Consider the following 21,360-nt stretch of genomic DNA (forward strand, 5'->3'; position numbering starts at 1 on the left):
TCTCTTGCGGGCACGGGGCCGCGCGGCACGCGCCGGCCCCTGTCAGCGCATCCCGATGCAATGCCCGTGCCAAATGCCGCCGCAGGTCAGGCGGCGTCCTCGGCGTTACCGTCGAAATTGAAGATGCAGACGCCTTCGAACCCGGTGGAGCGGAACATGAAGGTCTTCTTCATCGTGTTGATGAACCCGCCATGCTTCTTCTCGAAGGTCTTGAGGTCCGCGATGGACGGAAAGAAGAGGTTGACCGAAATATCCCCTTCCTTGCCGATCATCACCGTCAGGCCGGAGACACGGCATTCGGGAATGGCGTTGCCGAGAATCTCGGTGATGAAGGGCGCGGCGATCTGCGCCGCATCGAGGCTGGGAAATTTCAGATGATATGTTTTGGATAGCATGGGGCCTGCCTTTTGACTGACTGTATCTGTCCAACGACACGCACCCCGGAAATGTGAGCCGCAAAACTCCCGGACCGCCCGCTATCTTTTGACGCGAACTGCGCGATTTGGATACCTACGCACAACCTTCGGGATATCCGCCCCATTTTGACACCATCGCCCTTCCAAGCGGAGCGACGACGCACCGACACCCGTCGGCTAAATCTTGCCGAAGACGTCGGATTTCCGACGAAGGAGGCAGGTTTCACGGGCAATGGCGGCCGGGCGCGGCACGGGGCCTTCGAAACAACTGAAAACAACGACATGGCACGATCCCTGCTTAGGGGTCTGCAACATGCACCGCAAAGGAAACGACATGGCCGACATCTGCATCACCGCTCCGGGCTTCGCCCAGTCCCAGGCGCTCGCAACGCTGCTCCGCGCGCGCCGGATCAACGTGCATTCCGGCTACCAGCCCACATGCCACACCCTGATCCAGGGCGCGCCCGTGACCGATCAGCGCGCGTTGGTCGAGATCGCGCGCAAGCTGGGCGCCAAGCGCATCGTGATCGTGGACGGTACTGCCCAGAGCTACGAGGTCCGCTCGGAACTCGGCGGCCGGCTCCTGCGGGTCTCGCTGCCGCAGACATCGCTTGTGCCGCTGCGCGACGCCGCGCTGATGATGCTGGCCGATCTGCTGGCCGCGCCTTTCGGCGGCATGGTCGCGGCCGATCCCGCCTCGGGCGCGCTTCTCGACATGGCCCGCCGCGTCGCGCGGTTCGACGTCAGCGTCTTCATCAACGGCCCGACGGGCAGTGGCAAGGAGGTGCTCTCGCGTCTCATTCACGACGCCTCGCCCCGCGCCGAGGCGCCCTTCGTTGCGATCAACTGCGCCGCAATCCCCGAGAACATGCTCGAGGCGATGATCTTCGGCCACGAGAAAGGCGCCTTCACCGGCGCGAACACGGCCAACAAGGGCTATCTGCGCGCGGCGGACGGCGGCACGCTCCTGCTCGACGAGATCTCCGAGATGCCGCTGGCGCTTCAGGCCAAGCTTCTGCGCGTCATTCAGGAGCGCGTCGTCACGCCGCTCGGCAGCCAGGCCGAGACGCCCGTCGATGTGCGCATCATCGCCACCTCGAACCGCGACATGGAGGCCGAGATCGCGCGCGGCACTTTCCGCGAGGATCTCTACTACCGTCTCTGCGTCTTCCCGCTGGAGACCCTGCCCCTCGCCGCGCGGCCCGACGATGTGACCGTGCTCGCGCAGGCGATGCTGGCGCGTCACACGCCCGAGGGAGCGGCCGCGCCGCTTCTGTCGCCCGCCGCTTGCGAGATGCTGGCCGCGCATGACTGGCCCGGCAACGTGCGCGAGCTCGAGAACGTCATGCAGCGCGCGCTGGTGCTGTCCGACAGCGCGCTGATCGAGCCGCATCACATCATGCTGGCGCCGCGCAGCGCGCTGATCGCGGGCGCCGCGATGGCCGCCGCAATCGGCGCGAACGCCGCCGCGCGCCCCGCGGCACGCGCCGCCTGAGGCACGCGCCGTCATGGGCATCACCGGCATCTCTCCATCGGTCTCGATGTTGCAGGCCAGCCAGGCCGCGCCGCGCCCCGAGGCCGTGCAGCGGCCCGGCGCCGGCGCGCCCGAAGGGCCGAACTTCGCCGAGCGGCTGGGCCGTGCCGTCGAGGACGTGAACACCCAGCAGGCCAAGGCCAGCCAGGCGGTGCGCGATTTCGAGACGGGCGCGACACAGGATCTGGCGGCGGTGATGGTCGAGCAGCAGGTCTCGTCGCTCGGCTTCCAGATGACGATGCAGGTGCGCAACAAGGCCCTGACCGCCTATCGCGACATCATGAACATGCCCGTCTGACCCCTCGTCAGGCCGCCGAACCGCAGCAGGAAATTCGCCCCCAATGGACGCAAACACACTTCCCTCACGGCAGGCGCCCACGTCGCTCGCGGGCCGTGCCCGCGCGGCGGTCTCGCGCATGGACGGGCTGGCGGCGCAACCCGCGCTCCGCCGTGCGCTTCCGGCCATCGGCGTGCTGGCGGCGGTCGTGATCGGCCTTGCCGCGTGGCTTCTGCTGGCGCCCGCCGACCGCGTCGCGCTGCAATCGGGCCTGCCCGAGGCCGAGAAGGCCCGCGCGCTCGAGGTGCTGACGGCGGGCGGGATCGACGCGGCGCTCGATCCGTCGAGCGGCACGCTGACCGCGCCCGCGGACCAGTATCACCGCGCGCGCATGCTTCTGGCCACCGAAGGCCTGCCGCAAGGGGCGGTCGACGGGCTCAGCGCGATTTCGGAAATGCCGATGGGCACATCGCGGCAGGTCGAATCCGCGCGCCTGCGCCGCATGAAGGAACTCGACCTCGCCCAGTCGATCGCCGAGCTGCGCCCGGTGCGCGCGGCCCGCGTGCATCTCGCCCTGCCCGAACGCAGCGCCTTCGTGCGCGACACCGCGCCGCCCCGCGCCTCGGTCTTTCTCGAACTCGCGCCCGGCATGGCTCTCGAGACGGCGCAGGTGCGCGCGATCGTCAGCCTCGTCTCCACCGCCATCCCCGACATGCCGCGCGGCAACGTGTCGATCGTCGATCAGACCGGCGCGCTTCTCACCACCGAGGAGGCCGATCCCGTCCAGGCCGAGACGGACCGCCAGATGCAGCATCAGCAGCGGCTCGAGAACATGTATCGCGAGCGCGTCCTCGCGCTCCTGACGCCGATGCTGGGCGCCGGAAACGCCGCCGTCGAGGTGACGATGGACATGGATTTCACCCGCTCGGAGATCACCAGCGAAGAGTTCCTGCCCGAAACCGCCCTGCGCAGCGAGCAGAGCAGCAGCCAGCAGAACGGCGCCGCGCCCGCGGGCGGCGTTCCGGGCGCCATCGCCAACACCCCCCCGAACGAGGCCGAACTGAAGGACGCCGCCGAGGCCGGCCCGCAGGGCGGCGCGCGCAGCACCTCCAGCAATTCGAGCACGCGCAATTACGAGGTCAGCCGCCGGGTCGAGACGCGCCAGCCTCAGGTCGCGCAGATCCGCCGCATCCATGCCGCCGTGCTCCTGCACCAGCCCGCGCCCACCGGCGAGGCCGGCGCGCCCGGCGAGGCGCCCGCGCAGCCCCTGGCCGAGATCGAGACCCTCACGCGCAGCGCCATCGGCTTCGACGAGACGCGCGGCGACGTGGTGACGGTGACCGCCGCTCCCTTCGTCAGCACGGGCCTGCCCGTCATGGCCGAGCCGCGCTGGTACGAGGCCGCATGGCTTCCGACGGCGGGGCGCACGCTCGCACAGCTCGCCATTCTGGCCATCATCGTGCTCGGTGTCGTGCGCCCGCTTCTCCAGCGTCTCCTGCCGCCCGTGGGCGACGGCGCGGCGCAGGGAATGGCGATGGCGAACGCCGTCGAAGTGCCCAAGGGCGAGACCATGAGCGCGCTGCGCCAACGGCTCGAGACGGCGGCGCCCGGCGCGGACGAGCTCAACGGCGCGATCAGCTATGAGGAGAAGATCGACCTGCTGCGCCAGATGGCCGGAAGCGAGACCAACCGCATCGCGGGCGTCTTCAAGTCGATGCTGACCCCGCCCGAGGAGGACCGCACATGAGCACGGCCCTGCCCGCCCTTCCCGGTGCCGCCGGATCGCGCGCGATGACGGCCGGTGCATCCGGCGCCGCCGCGTCGCTCAGCCCCGTGCAGAAGGCCGCGATCCTGATGATGGTCTTCGGCGAGGAGACGGCGGCGCAGATCCTGCGCGCGCTCTCGCCCGCGGAGGTGCAGACGCTGGGCGAGGCGATGTATGCCGTGCAGGGCGTCGATCACGACACGGTGGACGCCGTGCTCAACGAGTTTCTCGGCATCGTCAGCAACCAGACCGGCCTCGGCGTGGGCGCGGGCGGCTATGTGCGCGAGGTGCTCGATCAAGCCCTTGGCGCGCACAAGGCGCATTCCGTCCTTTCGCGCATCGTGCCGACGAACAGCGAGCGGCCCATCGAGATTCTCGACTGGATGGACCCTTCGGCCGTGGCCGAGCTCATCACCGACGAGCATCCGCAGATCACCGCGCTGGTCATCGCCTCGCTCGATTATGCGCAGGGCGCCGAGGTGCTCAAGCTTCTGCCGCCCGAGGTGCAGCCCGAGATCATCCGCCGCATCGCGACGCTCAACACCGTGCAGCCTGACGCGCTGCGCGATCTCGAGGCAGTGATGCGCGCCAAGTTCAAGGCCAACACGACCCTGCGCGCCAGCCAGATCGGCGGCGTGAAGGCAGCGGCGCGGATCATGAACTTCACCCGCCAGGACATGGAAGAGCGGATCATGAAGGATCTGCGCAAGGACGACAAATCCCTGACCGACGATATCTCGGACAATCTCTTCGTCTTCGACTACCTCATCAAGTCGGACGAGCGCGCGCTTCAGGTCGTCATGCGCGAGATCGAGAGCGAGACGCTGGTTCTGGCGCTCAAGGGCGCCGATCCGGTGCTCCGCGACAAGCTTCTGGCCTGCGTCTCGCAGCGCGCCGCCGCGAATATCCGCGACGAGATGGAGGCGATGGGCCCGGTGCGGCTCAGCCAGGTGCAGGAGGCGCAAAAGCAGGTCATCAGCGTGGCCCGGCGCCTGTCGGACGAGGGCAAGATCACCCTCGCCGGGCGCGGCGGCGAGCGGATGGTCTGATCCATGAGCGCCCTGCCCCGCCCCGCCGACCCGGCCACGCAAATCGAGGCGCACGAGACCGTCGACGCGTCCGGTGCCCCGGCGCCGATCACGCCCGAGGCGCTTCTGGCGCTGGTGCGCGGCGCCGCCGGCACGTTCAAGCGCGCCGATATCCTGCCAACCCCCGAGGCGGCCTCCGCCCCGCAGGAAGCGCCCGCCTTCCGGCCGCGCCCGGTGGCCGTGGTGCCCGAGCCCGCACTTACGCCCGCCGAGCCGGAAGAGTCGAAATCGCAGACCGCCGCCGCCAAACCCCCGTCCGGCTTCACGCCCGCCCCCGCACCCGCCGCCTTCGACATCGAGGCCGAGCGCAGCGCGGCCTGGGCCGAGGGCCATGCCGCGGGCCTAGCCGAGCGTGACGCCGCCGTCGCCGCTGCCCGCGCCGAAGCCCTGAGCGAAGCGCGCGAGGCCGCCGCGCGCGAGGCCGAGGAGGCGCGCGATCTCATGGCTGCCGCCGCCGCGCGGCTCGACATGGGCGGGGCCGAGATGCTGGACGATCTGACGGCGCGGCTCGCCGATGCCGTGCGCCGCCTCGCCTCCGAGCGGGCGGGCGGGCGCATCGACGAGACGCCCCGCCCCTTCTTGCGGCGCATGGAACGAATGGTGCGCGAAATCGCCGCCGGGGCGGCCTCGGCCAAGCTGATGCTGAACCCCGCCGATCTCGTCGCGATCAAGCCGCATATCAAGGGCTTCAGCCCGCTGGCCAAGCTGGCGCTCGCGCCCGATCCCACGCTGGGGCGCGGCGACATGCGCCTTCGGATGGACGACATCACCTTCTCGGACGCCATCGCCGAGCGCGAGAACGGGAGCCTCGCGTGAGCGATCTTCTGAGCCGCCTGGCCGCCAGCGCCGAGACGATGGCCGCGCCGCCTCCGCCCGGCTACAGCGGCAAGGTGCTGCGCTATGACGGGCTGATCCTGGAATGCGCGGGCTTTCCAGCCAGCCCCGGCACGCGCTGCCGCGTCGAGACGGAGGACGGCGCCGACGCGACCGGCGAGATCGTCGGCTTCGCCAATGGACGCAACCTCATCTTTCTCGATCAGCCCGGCGCGCGCATCACGCATGGCTGCTCGGTGCACAAGATCCCGGGCGGGCACAACGCCGCGATGGGGCCCGCGCTTCTGGGCCGGGTTCTCGATGCCGAGGGCGCCCCGCTCGACGATCTGCCGAGCCCGGCCTGCGCCGAACCGCGCCCGCTCAAGGGCCGCGAGCGCAACCCTCTGGCCCGCCAGCCGGTGCGCGCGGTGCTCGATGTGGGCGTACGGCTCATCAATGCGGCGCTGACGGTGGGGCGCGGCCAGCGCGTCGGCATCATCGCGGGATCGGGCGTCGGCAAATCGGTGCTGATCGAGATGATGACGCGCTACACCCGCGCCGATGTGATCGTCGTCGGCCTCATCGGCGAGCGCGCGCGCGAAGTGGGCGATTTCGTCGCCAAGGTCATGACCGCCGAGAACCGCAACAAGACCTGCGTCGTCGCCGTGCCCGCCGACCGCTCGCCGCTTCTGCGGCTGCGCGCGGCGCAGCGCGCCACCGCCATCGCCGAGTATTTCCGCGATCAGGGCAAGGAAGTCATGCTCATCATGGACAGCCTCACGCGCGTCGCCCATGCGCGGCGCGAGGTCGGGCTGGCTTTGGGCGAGCAGCCGACGGCCAAGGGCTATCCGCCCTCGGCCCTGTCGATGATCCCGGGCCTCATCGAACGCGCGGGGCCGGGGCTCAGCGGCGAGGGCAGCATCACCGCCTTCTACACGATCCTCGCCGATGGCGACGACACGACGAACGATCCGGTGGTCGATACCGCGCGCGCCATTCTCGACGGACATTTCGTCCTCTCGCGCAAGCAGGCCCAGATGGGGCTCTATCCCGCGATCGACCTCACCCAATCGGTCAGCCGCGTGATGAAGGACATCGCCGCCAAGCCGCACGAGCGCGCCGCCGCCCGCCTGCGCCGGGCCATCGCGCTCTACATGGAGAACCGCGACATGATGCTGATGGGCGCCTACACGCCGGGACAGGATGCGGCGCTCGACGAGGCCGTCGCGCTCTGGCCGCCGATCGAGACGTTCATCCGCCAGGACATTGACGATCCGGCGGATTTCGAGGGCAGCGTCGCGGCCTTGGTCGATCTGATGGGGGCCGAGGCATGAGCGCGCGGCGGGCCCATCTTCTGTCGCTGATGGAGCTGCGGGCGCGCTCGGAGCTGGGCCGCACCGGAGCGGCGCTCGGCGATCTGCGCCAGCGCGAATTGCAGCAGTTCGATCTGATGGACAGGCTGGGACGGATGCTCGAGCTTTCGGCGCAGCATGGCGCGGAGCCGATGTCGCCCGGCGCGCTCGCCTCGGCGCATTATCTCGGCCACACGCTCAGCCGCGAGCTGAGCGCGACGCAGGAGCGGATGCGCCGCACCCGCGAGGAGCGCGAGGCGCTCGAGCATGAGCTGGCCCGCCAGCACCAGCGCGCCCGCGTTCTGGGCGATCACGCGGGCACGGCGCGCCTCGCGATCCGGCGCGAAGCCGAGGAGGCCGAGGAGGCCGCGATGATCCGCCGCCCCGCCTGAGCGCGGATGGCACCGAACTTGCACCCGTGTGAGGGACAAGATTTCAGCGGAGCGCGGCGCATGAACGCCCTAGGATTGACAGAAAGCGCCCCGGCGCCCCGCGCCGCGGGCAAGTCCGGCGGCGGCGCACCCGGCGCTGGCGCGGGCGTCGGTTTCGGCGGGCTCATCCAGAGCTTGCAGGGCAGCGCGCCGCAGACGCCCCCCGTCGCCGAAGCCGCGCTTGCGCCTGCGCCGATCGCCCCGGCGGCGCCGGTTGATGCGCGCCCCGGGCAGGCGCTTTCAACCGCGAAAACAGTCGGCGCGAAGCCACTTGCCGAGGTGCCGGGCACTGCGCTCGAAGAGTCCGGTGCGCAGGACAGCCTGACCGAGCCGCCCGCGCCCTTGACGCTTCCCGAAGCCCCCATCGCCGCAGCCGTCACGCCGGACGCCGCCGAAGCGCCGCCCACGCCGACATCCGACGAGATCGCGGCGCAGGTTCCGGGCGAGAAAACGCCTCGGCTCGCGCCTGAAGGCGCCATCGAGACGGCCGCGCCCGCCGAGACCCAGATGCCTGCCGACACCCCCGCACCGCGCAGTGCCGGGGCCGAAGTCGCGGCGCCCTCGGGACTTGCCACCGCGTCCGCCGACAAGGCGGCTGCGCCCGCGCCGGCTCCCGCCACGGTGCCGACCTCCGCCCCGGTGCCGCTCGACCTCGCGCAGGCGGAATGGCCCGAAGACATGGCCGTCGGCATCGCCCGCGCGGCGCAGGGCGGCGGCGAGACGCTGACCCTCACGCTTACGCCCGAACGGCTCGGCACGGTGCAGATCCGCCTCGAGATGGAGAACGGCACGCTGCGCGTCGATATCGTCACCGAAACCGACGAGGCCGCCCGCGCCTTCAGCGAGGCGCAGCACAAGCTGACCGACGCCATGTCGCGCGCGGGCCTCGAGATGCGCGGCATCGCCGCCGCGCCGGGGGCTGCCGCCGACACGCAGGCGCCCGGGGCCAACACGCCCGGCCAGACGGCGCAGGGCCAAAGCGCGAGCGCCCAAGCGCCCGGTGGGCAGCCCAGCGGCGGCGCGGCTGGCGATGACGCATCCGGCAATGGCTCGGGCGGAAACGGCCAGACAGCACAGGCCGAGGCCGGCCAGGCCCAATCCGGGCCCGATACCTCCGCCCTGCCCGCCGCGCCCACTGCCGCGCCGCGCGCCGCCACCACATCCGTCGACCTTCTAGCCTGAGGAAACCCGATGTCCGACAGCTCCGCCCCCGATGTCGAAGGCCGCCGCAAAGGCGGCGCGATCAAGAAAATACTGGTCTGGGTGCTCGTCGCCGCCATTCTCGGCGGCGGCGGCTTCGGCGCCGGGCTCTACTTCGCCGGGGGGCGGCTTTCGCCCTCCGAAGAGGTGCTGCGCCTACTCGAGAAGGAGACCGCCGAGAGCATCGCAAGTGGCGACGGCACGCCCCAGCGCGTCGCGCGCGAGCTGCCCGAAGAGCAGCAATTCGAGACGCGCTATTATGAATTCCCGGATCCGATGACCACCAATCTGCGCGGCACGCGGCAGTTCCTTCAGGTGGGCGTGGGCGTCTCGACGCAATATGACGAGACGGTCATCAAGCATGTCGAAACGCATGCGATGGCGCTGCGCTCGGACATGCTCGCTGTCATCAGCGGATTTTCCGAGGAAGAGGTGCAGGGCACCGGCGGGCGCGACGCGCTGGCCGAGGCGATCAAGGCCGCGATCAACACCCGGCTCGAGGCGCTCGAGGGGTTCGGCGGGATCGACGGCGTCTTCTTTCCGTCCTTCGTGATGCAATAGGAGGCACGCATGGCTCCGATCAAGGCACATGGGGCGCACAAGCTCAGCTCGAACGAGGTCGCGGCGCTGGTCGACGGCCTTCTCGAAGAGGACGCGCAGGCCGCCTCGGGCGTCAATGGCGAGGCCGCGCGCCCCTACAAGTTCGGCAGCGACAACCTCTCGGTCATGGGAGACTATTATGGCCTGCGCATGATCAACGAGCGGTTCTGCCGCCTCGCGCGATCGGTATTCCTGCCGTTCCTGCGGATGCATCCGCGCATCTCGTCCTTCCCGCCCGAGGTGAAGACCTTCGATCATTATTGCGACGAGCTCGAGAATTTCGTCAGTCTCACGACCGCGCGGGCCGATGCGCTCCGCAGCACGCAGCTCATCATGCTGCCGCCCAATTTCGTCTCGCTATTGACCAATGCCTATTACGGCGGCAACATCGCCTACCTGCCCGCCGGACGCACCGAATTTACCGCGACCGAGGTGCGCGTGATCGAGATCGTGACCGAAGGTCTGCACCGCGCGCTCGAGGCGGCGTGGCGCGATCTCTTCCCGGTGACCTTCACGGCGCCCGTGCACGAGGACAACCTGCAATTCGCGGGCTTCGTCGACAGCCAGGAGAAGGTGGTCTGCTGCTCCTTCATCATCCAGCTGCCCGATGTGGATCCCGCGACGCTCGATCTCATCTATCCCTTGCAAGCGCTCAAGCCCATCGCCTCGCGGCTGCGCTCGCGCATGCAGTCGGATCAGGTCGAGGACGACATGCGCTGGCGCGCGCGTCTGGCCGAGGCGGTGATGGCGGTTCCGCTGAACGTGACCGCGCAGCTCGCGCAGCCGACCGTGCCGCTCTCGGCGCTGAGCGGGCTGCGGCCCGGGCGCGTCGTGCCGGTGGATTTGATGCCGCGCCCGCAACTTCTGATCGAGGGCATGCCCCTCTTCGACGGCGAGCCGGGCGAGCAGGGCGGCCGCGCCGCGCTGTCGCTGACCCGCCGCGTAACCCCCTGACCGAATGGAGCCTTTCTGATGAGCGATATCATGGATGATGACACCGGCGCCGCGCGCGCCAGCGACAGCAATGTCGATCTCGGCCTTTTGGCCGGCGTGAAGGTGGCGATGACGGTCGAGGTCGGCTCGACGCAGATCACGCTCAAGGACCTGTTGCGCCTCAACGAGGGATCGGTCGTGGAGCTCGACCGGATGGCGGGCGATCCGCTCGACATTCTCGTCAACGGCACGCCCATCGCCAAGGGCGAGATCGTCGTCGTGGGCGAGAAGTTCGGCATCCGCTTCGGCGACATCGTGGACCCCGAGCAACGCATCGAGACGGTCTGACGCCCGCGGCCCCGCGCCCTGCCTGCATGGCACGATTCCTGCATCTTTCGCGCAAGTGAGCATCAAGAGCAGGACCGCCGCCCCGATGGATATCGTCACACCCGAACGCATCGCGACGCTGATCGCGTTCCTCGCCGTGCTGGGCGCCGTCTGGCTGGCCGTGCGCCTCAAGGGCGCGCCTCTGGCCGCGCATCTTAAATCCGCGCGCCGGATGCATGTGGCGGAAACGCGCGCCCTGGGCGGCGGCGCGATGGCGGTCCTCCTCGAGATCGACGGGGCACCGCATCTCGTCACCCTGTCCCGGCGGGGCGCGAACACGGTCACGCCCCTGCCCCGCGCCGCCGAGGCGCGCGCGCCCGCGCCGGAGGCCGCATCATGAGCCGGATCCTTCTGGCGGCGCTCTCGCTCGCGCTTCTGCCCACGCTCGGCGCGGCGCAGGAGGGGCTGCCCGCAATCGCCCTTTCCGGCGAGGACGGCACCACCTATTCGCTGACGCTCCAGATCCTCGCGCTGATGACGGCGCTGACGGTGCTGCCGTCGCTCGTGCTCGGCATGACGGCCTTCACGCGCATCATCATCGTGCTGTCGATCCTGCGCCAGGCGATGGGCACGCAGCAGACCCCGCCCAACCAGGTGCTGATCGCGGTCGCGCTCTTCCTGTCGTTCTTCGTCATGCAGCCCGTGCTGAGCGAGATCTACGACGGCTATGCCGCGCCCTATCTCGACGGGCAGATGGGGGCCGAGGTCGCCATTCGCGGGGCGTGGGAGAGCCTGTCGGGCTTCATGCTGGCCAACACGCGCCAGAACGATCTGCTCATGTTCTCCGAGCTTGCGGGCGCTGCGCCCTACGAGAGCGGCGCGGACGTGCCCGTCTCGATCCTTCTGCCGGCCTACATCACCTCCGAGCTCAAGACCGCGTTCCAGATCGGCTTTCTTCTCTTCCTGCCGTTCCTCGTGATCGACATGGTGATCGCCTCGATCCTCATGGCGCTCGGGATGATGATGCTCTCGCCCATGATCGTCTCGCTGCCTTTCAAGCTTCTGCTCTTCGTGCTGGTCGATGGCTGGGCGCTCACGATGGGCTCGCTCGCCAGCAGCTTCGCCGGAGCCTTGTGACCATGGATTTCGACCAGAATATCGAGCACCTGAAGCTGGCCTACTGGAACATCCTGCTGACGGCCGGGCCGGTCCTGCTGATCGCGCTGGCGGTCGGCCTCGTCATCGGCATCCTTCAGGCCGCGACCTCGATCAACGAGGCGACGCTCAGCTTCGTGCCGAAAATGGCGATCGTCATCCTGACCATGGGCCTCATGTCGGGCTTCATGATGACCACGATGACCGACTATTTCGCCTATGTGTTCGACACGATCGCGACGATGAACTGAGCGATGCTGCCCGATCTCGCCCCTTCCGCCTCCGGCATTCCGGGGCTCGAGCTTTCGCAGCTGGTCGGGCTGATGCTTCAGTTTCTCTTCGCCATGCTGCGCATCGGGGCGTTCGTTCTGTCGGCGCCTCTCTTCGCCGCGCGCTTCGTGTCGCTGCCGGTGCGCATCGTCATTTCGGTGTGCCTGACCATCGCGCTGATAGGCGTGATCGAGATCCCCGCGCCGGGCGATCTGGCCGCGCTCACGGCGGTGCCCTGGGCGATCCGCGAATTGGCGATCGGCCTCGCGGCGGGGATGCTGCTCCAGATCCTGTTCGCCTCGGCGGTGATGGCGGGCGACCGGATCGCCAACACCGCGGGCCTCGGCCTCGCCGCGCAGGTCGATCCGTCGACGGGCGCGCAAAGTCCGGTCATCGGGCAGTTCTTCATGCTTTTCCTTCTGGCGATCTTCGTGACCGAGGACGGCCATCTCGCCGCGATCCGGCTCGTCCTCGAGAGCTATCGCACGCTGCCCATCGGCGCGCCGATCGATGGCATGGCGCTGACGCGCGCGGGGCTAGACGGGACGGGCACCATGTTTCACGACGCGGCGCGCCTGATGATGCCGGTCGTGTCGGTGCTTCTCATCCTCAACATCGTGATCGGGGTCATCACCCGGTCGGCGCCGCAGCTCAATATCTTCGCCTTCGGCTTTCCGCTGACCATGACGGCGACGCTGCTCCTGCTCTTCCTGACGGTGACGAGCCTCGCGCCGGTGCTGTCGGACCTCGTCGCGCAGGCGCTCGCCCTGCTCGCCCAGATGCTGGGAGGCGCGGCGCGTGGCTGAGGGCGGAGACGGGCAGGAAAAGACCGAGGAGCCGACCGCCAAGAAGCGCGAGGACGCGCGGCGCGACGGCAAGGTGACGAGCTCGGTCGAGGTGTTCGTTCTGGCGACGCTCGCGCTCGCGACATTGATGCTGGCCGGGGGCAAATGGGCGCTGCCCGATCTGACCGGGCTCTGGGCGCACGGCCTCGTCATCGACGGAAGCGCCGGGATCGACGCGCTGATGGTCGAGCGCACGCGGGACGCGATGGTCTGGACGGTGGCGGCGGCCCTCGGCCTCGGGCTGCCGATGATCGCGGCGATCCTTCTGGCGCAGGCGGGCGTCGGCGGGCTGATCTTCGCGCCCGCCGCGATGGGCTTCAAGGGCGAGAAGATCGACCCGCTCGCCGGCATGAAGCGTATGGTCTCGATGAAGGCGCTCGTGGATCTGTCGAAGGCGGTGCTGAAGGTCGTGCTCCTGCTCGGCGCGGGTGCGGTGATGCTGCGCCCCCTTCTGCCGGCGCTGGAAGGCGCGGCGACGCTGGCGCCCGGCGATGCGACCGCGCTTTTCGGAACGGCGATGCTGCGCGTGCTGGCGGGCATGCTGGTCGCGCTGACGCTGATCGCCGCGCTCGATCTTGCCTGGCAGATCCACAGCAATACCAAGGCGCTGCGCATGTCCATGCAGGACATCAAGGACGAGATGAAGGAATCCGAAGGCTCGCCCGAGCAGAAGGGCGCGATGCGCCGCGCGCAGATGGACGCCTCCCGCCGCGCCTCGGAGCGCCGCGCGCTGGCCGATGTGCCGCTCGCCAACGCGATCCTGACGAACCCCACGCATTTCGCGGTCGCGCTGCGCTATGACCCGGACGAGCGCGCGGCGCCCGTCATCCTCGCGATGGGCAAGGGCCCGATGGCGCGTGAGGTGATGCGCCGCGGACGCCGCGCGGGCGTGGCGACGCTCCAGGTGCCGCCGCTGGCGCGCGCGCTCTACTTCACCGGAGGCATCGGGCGCGAGATTCCCGAGGCGCTCTATGCCGCCGTGGCGGTGATCCTCGCCCATGTCTGGCGCCTCGAGCAAGGCATGCCCGAGCCGGTGCCCGATATCGACATTCCCCCCGACCTGCGGCTCGACGAGTTCGGTCGCCCTGCCCCAAGGAGTTGACGCATGCGCAAACGCCACCATTCGACCGGCGAGATGATCTCGACCCTCACCTTCATCGGCGTCGGGCTGTGGTGTCTCGGCACCGGCCTCGAAGCGCCACCGCTGAAAGCGACCGTGCTCTTCATCTGCGCCGGGGCCTGCATCACGGGTGCGGCGCGGAACCTCATTGCAAAGGCGCTCAGCCGCGATTGAGACTGCGCGCGCGGAACACGAATATCTTTGGATCGCAAACCCACCATTGAATGACCTAACGAAACGTTTAACATCGCCTCAGGGCGCTAACATACGTCGTCCGGCCCCGTTTCGGGATGGGCCGGGCGCCAGGGAAGGACCGTGACGGAATGACTCTCAGGATTTTGCTCGCCGACGATCACAATCTGTTGGCCGAGGCGGTCGGCACGATGCTGAACGCCCAGCCCGGATACGAGGCGATCACCACCGACACGCTCGACGGCGCGCTGGCGATGCTGAACGGCGAAGACGGCTTCGACGTGGTGCTTCTGGACCTGAAAATGCCCGGCATGATGGGCATCAACAGCATCAAGACCGTGGTGGACAAGGCCGCGCCCGGCAAGGTGGTGCTCTTCACCGGAATGGTCGACCGCCATTTCCTCAACAGCGCGCTGGAGCTGGGTTGCCGTGGCCTCATCCCCAAGACGATGCCGCTCCAGGCGCTGAACAGCGTCATCCAGCTGATCGTCTCGGGCCAGATATTCGTGCCCGCCGAGGCCGGCGGGGGCGACAAGGCTTCGGACGGTCATGATCTGTCGGAAAAAGAGCTTTTCGTGCTGCGCCTCGCCGCCGACGGGATGACGAACAAGGAAATCGCGCGCGACATGGACGCCAGCGAGGTCACGGTCAAGATGCACATGCGCTCGATCTGCAAGAAGCTGGGCGCGCGCAACCGCGCGCATGCCGCGATGATCAGCCGCGAGCGCTCGCTTCTGTGACGCGCTGCGCGCCCTGAGATCACGCGGACGCTTTAGCGAGCGCGATACATACTTTCGATACTCAATCTGCGGTGCGGGAATTGCATAAACTCCCGCAGTGCCGTTCTTTTTTCGGCGCTTCAACCGAAGAGAGATCGATGACAAAGACTTCCCCAGAGACAGGCGCCGACTGGAAACCCGTCGACGGCCTCGAAGCCTACGAGGCACTCGAAACGCCGATCATCATCGCGGATGCGGAGCTTCACATCCGCTTCGTGAACAGCGCGGCGGCGACGATGTTCACCAAGATCGAAAGCGACATTCAAAAGGATCTGCCGCATTTCAAGGTCAGCGAAGTGCTGGGCAAATCGGTGGATGTTTTCCACAAGAACCCGGCCCATCAGCGCGGCATGCTGGCGACGATGCGCGAGCCGCTGCACACCAAGCTGCACGCCGGCGGCAAGACCATCGCCTTCAGCGTGGTGCCGATCTTCGCGGGCGGCAAGACCGCCGTGCGCTACGTGGTCGAGCTTCGGGACGCCACATCCGCTAATGAAAGCAAGCGCCAGATCCAGACACTGATCGAGCGCATTTCGAGCATGGCCACGGATCATCACGAGGGCCGCATTCACGCCCGCGCCGATCTCGAGGGGCTGACGGAACACTATCAGGAAGTGGCCCAGAACGTGAACCTGATGGTCGACGGTCACTACCAAACGAAGTGCAAGGTGATCGACTGCATGCAGGCCTTCGCCGAGGGCGATTTCGACTATCATTTCGAGCCGATGGAGGGCGATCGCCAGTTCATCACCGACGCGATCGAAGGTGCCCGTTCGGCCTTCCAGGACACCGTCGCGGAAATCTCGCGCATCGCGCGCGATCTGGCCTCGGGCCGCATGGACCGCGAAGTCGATACCTCGGTCTTCAAGGGCGCTTATCGCAAGACGGTGTCGTCGCTCCTCACCGCCATGAGCGATCTCAACCGCATCATCCACGAGGTGCGCGAGCAGATCACCCAGCTGGCGAGCGGCATCGTGCAGATCAACGGCTCGGCACAGGCTCTGTCGCAAGCGTCGCAAAGCCAGTCGAGCGCGGTGGACGAGATTTCGGCCGCCATCGAGGAGACCGAGCAGACCGTGCGCGCCAACTCGACCCAGACGAGCGAGATGCGCGCGCTGGTCCAGACGACGACCGCCTTCGCGACCGAAGGCATCGGCACGGTGGATGACATGGTGCATGCGATGGACGCCATCCGCACCTCCTCCGAAGCGATCGCCAAGATCATCAAGTCGATCGACGAGATCGCCTTCCAGACCAACCTTCTGGCGCTGAACGCCGCCGTCGAGGCCGCCCGCGCGGGCGAGCATGGGCGGGGCTTCGCCGTGGTGGCGCAGGAAGTGCGCAACCTCGCCGGCCGCTCGGCCAAGGCCGCCAAGGAGACCTCCGATCTCATCGCCGAGGCGACGAAGAACGTCGCGCGCGGCGTCGATGCCTCCTCGGCCTCCGAGACCGCCTTCAAGAAGATCCATGCCGAGATCGGCACCGTGCAGCAGCGCGTGGACCTCATCAGCCAGGCGAGCGAGGAGCAATCCAAGGGCATCGAGCAGATCAGCTGCGCCGCGACGGACCTGTCCAAGACCGGCCTCGAAGTGTCGGCTCAGGCCGAAGAGCTGGCCGCGTCCTCGGACCAGATGCGCGCTTCGACCGATGCGATGCGCGAGACGGTGGAGAAGTTCAAGCTCGCGCCGCTCGACAAGGCCAGCACCGTGCCCTTCGATCTCGACGGGATCACGCCCGAGATGCGCGCGCAGCTCATGGCGCTTCTCGGCGCGCAATCGGCGCCCGCCGCCAACGCGCCGCGCCCGCCCGCGGCCCGCAACGGCATCGACAACGATCCGCGCGGCTATAGCAGCTTCTGATCTCCCAGCCTATCGGCCCGCGATCGCGCCCCGCCCCTCACCGGGGGCGGGGCGTTTTCATGTGCGGCGCGCCTGAATCCGATCGAGGCGCATCTGTGCCGCGCGCCGGTGGCCTTCCATGCCTTCGGTCGCGGCCTGCCGCGCGGCGGGCGGGGCCACCTGCTTGACCCCGTCCGGGGTCAGCCACTGATGCGTCGCGATCTTCACATAGGTGCCCACCCAAAGCCCGCCGGTATAGCGCCCCGCCGCCATCGTCGGCAGCGTGTGATTGGTGCCCGAGCATTTGTCGGAATAGACCACGCTCGCCAGCTCGCCGATGAAGAGCGAGCCGTAATTGCGCAGGCGCGCGGCGAGGCCATGCGCGTCCTCGGTATGGATCTGAAGATGCTCGGCCGCGATGTGATCCGAATAGGCGATCATCGCGGCCTCGTCCTCGCAGACCGCGATCTCGCCATAATCGCGCCAGGCCGCGCCCGCCGTCTCGGCGGTCGACAGGTCCCGCAACTGGCGCTCGACCTCCGCCAGCGTGGCCTCGGCCAGCGCGGCGTCGGTCGTGATGAGACCGACGCGCGTGCGCACGTCATGCTCGGCCTGCGCCAGCATGTCCGCCGCGATCATCTCGGCGTCGCCGGTGTGATCGGCCAGCACGAAAATCTCCGAAGGCCCGGCCAACTGGTCGATCCCGATGGGCCCGAAGACCTGCCGCTTGGCCTCGTTCACGAAGGCATTGCCCGGCCCCACGATCTTGTCGACGCGCGGCACCGTCTCGGTGCCGAAAGCCATGGCCGCGATGGCTTGCGCGCCGCCGATGCGGAAGATGCGGTCCGCGCCCGAGAGGTGGCACCCCGCGATCATGGCCGGGTGCGCGTTGGGCGGAAGGCAGGCGATGACCTCGCTGACGCCCGCGACCTTCGCCGGCACGATGGTCATCACGGGCGCCGACAGGAGCGGATAGCGCCCGCCCGGCACATAGGCCCCGATGCGCTCCATCGGGATCACACGGTGGCCCATGTGAACGCCCGGCAGCGGTTCGACCTCGAGCGGCAGGATCGTGGCGAGCTGCGCTTCGGCGAAGGCGCGCACGTTATCGATCGCGAACTCCGTATCCGCGCGGCTCTGCGGATCGAGCGCATCGAGAGCCGCCTGCCGCTCCTCTGCGCTCACCTCGAAAGTCGCGAGATCGGCCTGATCGAACTGCTTCGAGTAGTCCCGCACCGCCGCGTCGCCCCGCTCGCGCACCGCCCGAAGCACCTCCGCGACCGTCCGCTCCACCGGCGCATTGTCCGACACGGCACTGCGCCCCGGCGACTTGAGGCGCGTAACGCCGTCGAAGGCAGAAATCGGGTCGGTCATGGTGTTCGTCCTCTTCAAAATAGCGCGTCCGGCCCAAGCCGAGAAAGTCGAGACGCAGATCATGCCGCGACCTTATCAGCGCTCTGGATCTTGAATAGTCTAATGGTCCGCTTCGTCCCGTGGTTTTGTAACGCGATCAGGTCAGTGCAGTTCGACATAAACCTTTTCGGCAGTTCGCTCGTCTGTGACAGACTTACGCATCGCGTAAACCGCCTGTAACCGTACATTTACAGTCGAAAGGTATGCTCTGATCAGGATGCACTCGTCGCCCATCAGAAGCAGGATCACCTCGGCTACGGGAAAGCCTCCATAAGTTGAGCGGAAGTAACGGCACCAACATCTTTCGATCATCCTTTGGCCAAAAGCCAAGCAGTGAAGGCCAATTCACAACCGCCAGACATTTTCGCGTCAACCAAGCTTGACACCCGGCGCCGCAGCGGCGGATAAATCGAAAAAATTTGAGGAAAATGCATTGGCTAAGGTATTCGGCGTGGTTCTCGCCCTGGTAGGCGCCTTGATGGCGGTGCCGGGATTATGGCTCATTTCGCTCGGGGGGTCGTGGTATTACACGCTGGCCGGAGCGGGCCTGATCGCTTCGGGCGTCTATTACTGGAAAGGATCGCTGCGCGGGGCGTGGATCTTCGGCGCGGTCTTTCTGGGCACCGCGCTCTGGGCCGTCTGGGAGGCGGGGTTCGCCGTCTGGCCGCTCGTGCCGCGCCTTGTTGCGCCGATGGTTCTGGCGATCGCCGCGGTCCTGCTCATCCCGTCGCTGAACGACGGGCGCGGGCGGGCGGCGAGCGTGATCGCCGCGCTGTTGCTGGCCATCGGGATCGGCGGTTTTTTCTACGGCATGGCCACGCCGCAGGGCGTCATCGCGAATGCCGCGCCCGTCGCGCGCACGCCACTCGGCGAGGAGGCCGGGGTGGAATGGGCGCATTACGGGCGCACGCCCAGCGGCACGCGCTTCGCGCCCTTCGACCAGATCACGCCCGAGAATGTCGATCAGCTCGAGGTGGCGTGGAGCTACAATTACGGCGATGCGCCCTCGGGCACCGGGCAGGATCAGAATACGCCGCTCTACGTCGACGGGTTGGTCTATCACTGCTCGCCGAACAACATCGTCAGCGCGATCGACGCGGTGACGGGCGCTCAGGTCTGGCGTTTCGATCCCGAGGCGAGCTCGCCGCTTTGGCAGCGCTGCCGGGGGGTGACGCATTACCGGCCCACCGCGCTCGAGGGCGCTCAGACGGATGCGGAGGGCACATGCGCCGCCCGCATCGTGATGAGTTCAGTGGACGCGCGCCTCATCCAGCTGGATGCGAAAACCGGCGCGCTCTGCACAAGTTTCGGGGAGGGCGGCTCGGTCGATCTGACCCGCAACATGGGCGAGGTGCGCCCCGGATTCTACTTCCCGACATCGGCGCCCACCGTGATGGGCGATCAGATCATTCTCGGAGGCTGGGTCTGGGACGGCATGGCGCTCGACGAGCCGTCGGGCGTCGTGCGTGCCTTCGACGGGCGCACGGGCGAGATCGTCTGGGCGTGGGATATCGGCAATCCCGAGATCGAGACGCTGCCGCCCGAGGGCGAGACCTATACGCGCGGCACACCGAATGTCTGGTCGACCCCGGCCTTCGATCCCGAGCTGGGGCTGGTCTATCTGCCCACCGGCAACGCGCAGCCCGATTTCTACGGCAGCTCGCGCGTTGAGGCGGCGAATGACTGGAATTCCTCCGTGGTGGCGATCGACGCCCGGACCGGCAAAGTCGCGTGGAAATTCCAGACGACCTACCGCGATATCTGGGATTACGATGTGCCCTCGCAGCCGATGCTCTACGATCTGACGAACGCGGCGGGCGAGACGGTTCCGGCCCTGATCCAGCTCACCAAGCGCGGCCAGACCTTCGTGCTGGACCGCCGCGACGGCACGCCCATCACCGAAGTTCAGGATCTGCCGGTCCCGACCGAAGGCGGCGTCGAGCCGGATTACCTGTCGCCCGTGCAGCCCTATTCGGTGGGCATGCCCTCGATCGGGGCGGAAGAGCTCACCGAGGCGCGCATGTGGGGCGCGACGCCGCTCGACCAGCTCTATTGCCGCATCCGCTTCCGGCAGGCCTATTACGTGGGCGATTTCACTCCGATGTCCGAACAGGGCACGCTGATCTGGCCCGGCTATTTCGGCGGCATGAACTGGGGCAGCGGCACGATCGACGAAGAGCGCGGCCTCCTGATCGTGAACGACACGCGCGTGGCGCATCTTCTGCAACTCCTGCCGCGCGATGTGGCGGATTCGCTCGGCGTCGAGGTGGTCGGCCCGCATGACGGACTCGCCCCGCAGGACGGCGCGCCTTATGGCGCGATGCGCTCGAACTTCTTCTCCTTCGTCGGCGTGCCCTGCCAGGAGCCGCCCTACGGGACGATGACGGCGATCGACCTCGAGACGCAGTCGATCCTGTGGCAGCGCCCCGTCGGCACCATCGAGGAGACCGGCCCCTTCGGCATCCGCACCGGCTGGCGGATGCCGGTCGGCCTGCCGCTGGTCGGCGGCCCCATCTCCACATCCGGGGGACTGACCTTCTATTCGGGTACGCAGGATTACTATCTGCGGGCCTTCAACTCGGAGACCGGAGAGGAGATCTGGCGCGGCGATCTGCCGCTCGGCTCGCAATCCACGCCCATGTCCTATGTCGGCCCGGACGGGCGGCAATATGTCGTCGTGACCATCGGAGGTCTAAACGATTTTATGGGGCGCGGCGACATCGTGATGGCCTTCGCGCTGCCGCAGGAATGACCGGGGGCGGGGCGGCGCGCCGCCCCGTTTCCACGAAAAGAAGCGAGTGGGGCCACGGACCCGTGATCCCGGCTTCATGGACAACCCGCACCGCCTGCCGCATAGTCGGATGGCAGAGTTTTATCGAGGAGAGAGCGTCATGGCTTGGACGAAACCCGTTATCCGCGAAATCGAATGCGGCATGGAAATCAACATGTACGGCCCCGGCGGCGAAGAGCGCGAAGGCGACGACGGCGTTCTTTACTGATCGCCCGGCGCGC

23 protein-coding genes are annotated in these 21,360 nt (G+C 68.0%); 21 read left to right on the forward strand and 2 right to left on the reverse strand.

What is annotated here, in order from left to right; all coding sequences use genetic code 11:
• Nucleotides 1–86 precede the first annotated feature (86 nt).
• Nucleotides 87–395 carry a hypothetical protein gene (locus ACGRVM_RS05635; RefSeq protein ID WP_377167795.1) on the reverse strand — a complete coding sequence of 103 codons (309 nt, stop codon included), beginning with the start codon at nucleotides 393–395 and terminating at the stop codon, nucleotides 87–89.
• A 334-nt stretch (nucleotides 396–729) separates the two neighbouring features.
• Between ACGRVM_RS05635 and ACGRVM_RS05640 the strand changes: the two genes are divergently transcribed.
• From ACGRVM_RS05640 to ACGRVM_RS05730, 19 genes are all read left to right on the forward strand, one after another.
• Nucleotides 730–1,911, forward strand: a complete 1,182-nt coding sequence (locus tag ACGRVM_RS05640) for a sigma 54-interacting transcriptional regulator (protein WP_377167792.1) — start codon at nucleotides 730–732, stop codon at nucleotides 1,909–1,911.
• A gap of 13 nt (nucleotides 1,912–1,924) precedes the next feature.
• On the forward strand, nucleotides 1,925–2,248 hold the full coding sequence (gene fliE / locus ACGRVM_RS05645) for a flagellar hook-basal body complex protein FliE (protein ID WP_377167788.1): 324 nt from the start codon (nucleotides 1,925–1,927) through the stop codon (nucleotides 2,246–2,248).
• Nucleotides 2,249–2,291: 43 nt separating this feature from the next.
• Nucleotides 2,292–3,974 carry a flagellar basal-body MS-ring/collar protein FliF gene (fliF, locus tag ACGRVM_RS05650; RefSeq protein ID WP_377167786.1) on the forward strand — a complete coding sequence of 561 codons (1,683 nt, stop codon included), beginning with the start codon at nucleotides 2,292–2,294 and terminating at the stop codon, nucleotides 3,972–3,974.
• A gap of 44 nt (nucleotides 3,975–4,018) precedes the next feature.
• Nucleotides 4,019–5,041: a flagellar motor switch protein FliG gene (fliG, locus tag ACGRVM_RS05655; RefSeq protein ID WP_377169984.1), complete on the forward strand. Its 1,023-nt coding sequence runs from the start codon at nucleotides 4,019–4,021 to the stop codon at nucleotides 5,039–5,041.
• Nucleotides 5,042–5,044: 3 nt separating this feature from the next.
• Nucleotides 5,045–5,896: a FliH/SctL family protein gene (locus ACGRVM_RS05660; protein ID WP_377167783.1), complete on the forward strand. Its 852-nt coding sequence runs from the start codon at nucleotides 5,045–5,047 to the stop codon at nucleotides 5,894–5,896.
• 38 nt (nucleotides 5,897–5,934) lie between these two features.
• Nucleotides 5,935–7,227, forward strand: coding sequence for a FliI/YscN family ATPase (locus tag ACGRVM_RS05665; protein ID WP_449619165.1), 1,293 nt, complete (start codon nucleotides 5,935–5,937; stop codon nucleotides 7,225–7,227).
• Complete coding sequence (locus ACGRVM_RS05670; RefSeq protein WP_377167777.1) at nucleotides 7,224–7,637, forward strand: hypothetical protein; 414 nt, start codon at nucleotides 7,224–7,226, stop codon at nucleotides 7,635–7,637. The genes ACGRVM_RS05665 and ACGRVM_RS05670 overlap by 4 nt, the downstream gene beginning before the upstream one ends.
• Nucleotides 7,638–7,712: 75 nt before the next feature.
• Entirely contained in the window at nucleotides 7,713–8,858 is a 1,146-nt protein-coding gene (locus tag ACGRVM_RS05675; RefSeq protein ID WP_394624025.1) for a flagellar hook-length control protein FliK, read from the forward strand.
• Nucleotides 8,859–8,867: 9 nt separating this feature from the next.
• Nucleotides 8,868–9,437 carry a flagellar basal body-associated FliL family protein gene (locus ACGRVM_RS05680; RefSeq protein ID WP_377167771.1) on the forward strand — a complete coding sequence of 190 codons (570 nt, stop codon included), beginning with the start codon at nucleotides 8,868–8,870 and terminating at the stop codon, nucleotides 9,435–9,437.
• 9 nt (nucleotides 9,438–9,446) lie between these two features.
• Nucleotides 9,447–10,430 carry a flagellar motor switch protein FliM gene (fliM, locus tag ACGRVM_RS05685; protein WP_377167768.1) on the forward strand — a complete coding sequence of 328 codons (984 nt, stop codon included), beginning with the start codon at nucleotides 9,447–9,449 and terminating at the stop codon, nucleotides 10,428–10,430.
• A gap of 18 nt (nucleotides 10,431–10,448) precedes the next feature.
• Nucleotides 10,449–10,757 carry a flagellar motor switch protein FliN gene (gene fliN / locus ACGRVM_RS05690; protein WP_377167765.1) on the forward strand — a complete coding sequence of 103 codons (309 nt, stop codon included), beginning with the start codon at nucleotides 10,449–10,451 and terminating at the stop codon, nucleotides 10,755–10,757.
• 55 nt (nucleotides 10,758–10,812) lie between these two features.
• A complete protein-coding gene (locus tag ACGRVM_RS05695) occupies nucleotides 10,813–11,136 on the forward strand; it encodes a hypothetical protein (RefSeq protein ID WP_377167762.1) in 324 nt (107 codons plus the stop codon).
• The gene (gene fliP / locus ACGRVM_RS05700) at nucleotides 11,133–11,873 is read left to right on the forward strand and encodes a flagellar type III secretion system pore protein FliP (RefSeq protein ID WP_377167759.1); all 741 of its coding nucleotides are present in this window, start codon (nucleotides 11,133–11,135) and stop codon (nucleotides 11,871–11,873) included. The genes ACGRVM_RS05695 and fliP overlap by 4 nt, the downstream gene beginning before the upstream one ends.
• A gap of 2 nt (nucleotides 11,874–11,875) precedes the next feature.
• Nucleotides 11,876–12,142 (forward strand): flagellar biosynthesis protein FliQ, encoded by a 267-nt coding sequence (gene fliQ / locus ACGRVM_RS05705; RefSeq protein WP_377167756.1) that lies wholly within the window; start codon nucleotides 11,876–11,878, stop codon nucleotides 12,140–12,142.
• Between the two features lie 3 nt (nucleotides 12,143–12,145).
• Nucleotides 12,146–12,967 (forward strand): flagellar biosynthetic protein FliR, encoded by an 822-nt coding sequence (gene fliR, locus ACGRVM_RS05710; protein WP_377167753.1) that lies wholly within the window; start codon nucleotides 12,146–12,148, stop codon nucleotides 12,965–12,967.
• Nucleotides 12,960–14,108: an EscU/YscU/HrcU family type III secretion system export apparatus switch protein gene (locus tag ACGRVM_RS05715; protein WP_377167750.1), complete on the forward strand. Its 1,149-nt coding sequence runs from the start codon at nucleotides 12,960–12,962 to the stop codon at nucleotides 14,106–14,108. The genes fliR and ACGRVM_RS05715 overlap by 8 nt, the downstream gene beginning before the upstream one ends.
• A gap of 3 nt (nucleotides 14,109–14,111) precedes the next feature.
• Nucleotides 14,112–14,300: a hypothetical protein gene (locus tag ACGRVM_RS05720; protein WP_377167747.1), complete on the forward strand. Its 189-nt coding sequence runs from the start codon at nucleotides 14,112–14,114 to the stop codon at nucleotides 14,298–14,300.
• Between the two features lie 149 nt (nucleotides 14,301–14,449).
• Nucleotides 14,450–15,058: a response regulator transcription factor gene (locus ACGRVM_RS05725; protein WP_377167744.1), complete on the forward strand. Its 609-nt coding sequence runs from the start codon at nucleotides 14,450–14,452 to the stop codon at nucleotides 15,056–15,058.
• A 137-nt stretch (nucleotides 15,059–15,195) separates the two neighbouring features.
• Entirely contained in the window at nucleotides 15,196–16,956 is a 1,761-nt protein-coding gene (locus tag ACGRVM_RS05730; RefSeq protein WP_377167741.1) for a methyl-accepting chemotaxis protein, read from the forward strand.
• Nucleotides 16,957–17,013: 57 nt separating this feature from the next.
• Here ACGRVM_RS05730 and hisD read toward each other — a convergent pair whose 3' ends face one another.
• Nucleotides 17,014–18,309 carry a histidinol dehydrogenase gene (hisD, locus tag ACGRVM_RS05735; RefSeq protein WP_377167738.1) on the reverse strand — a complete coding sequence of 432 codons (1,296 nt, stop codon included), beginning with the start codon at nucleotides 18,307–18,309 and terminating at the stop codon, nucleotides 17,014–17,016.
• Nucleotides 18,310–18,781: 472 nt separating this feature from the next.
• Here hisD and ACGRVM_RS05740 point away from each other — a divergent pair, with 472 nt between their 5' ends.
• Nucleotides 18,782–21,100, forward strand: a complete 2,319-nt coding sequence (locus tag ACGRVM_RS05740; protein ID WP_377167735.1) for a membrane-bound PQQ-dependent dehydrogenase, glucose/quinate/shikimate family — start codon at nucleotides 18,782–18,784, stop codon at nucleotides 21,098–21,100.
• Nucleotides 21,101–21,239: 139 nt separating this feature from the next.
• Nucleotides 21,240–21,347, forward strand: a complete 108-nt coding sequence (pqqA, locus tag ACGRVM_RS05745; protein WP_377169982.1) for a pyrroloquinoline quinone precursor peptide PqqA — start codon at nucleotides 21,240–21,242, stop codon at nucleotides 21,345–21,347.
• The last annotated feature ends 13 nt before the right edge of the window (nucleotides 21,348–21,360 follow it).

This window comes from Roseovarius aquimarinus (genome assembly GCF_043661195.1).
GTDB classification, from domain to species: domain Bacteria; phylum Pseudomonadota; class Alphaproteobacteria; order Rhodobacterales; family Rhodobacteraceae; genus Roseovarius; species Roseovarius aquimarinus.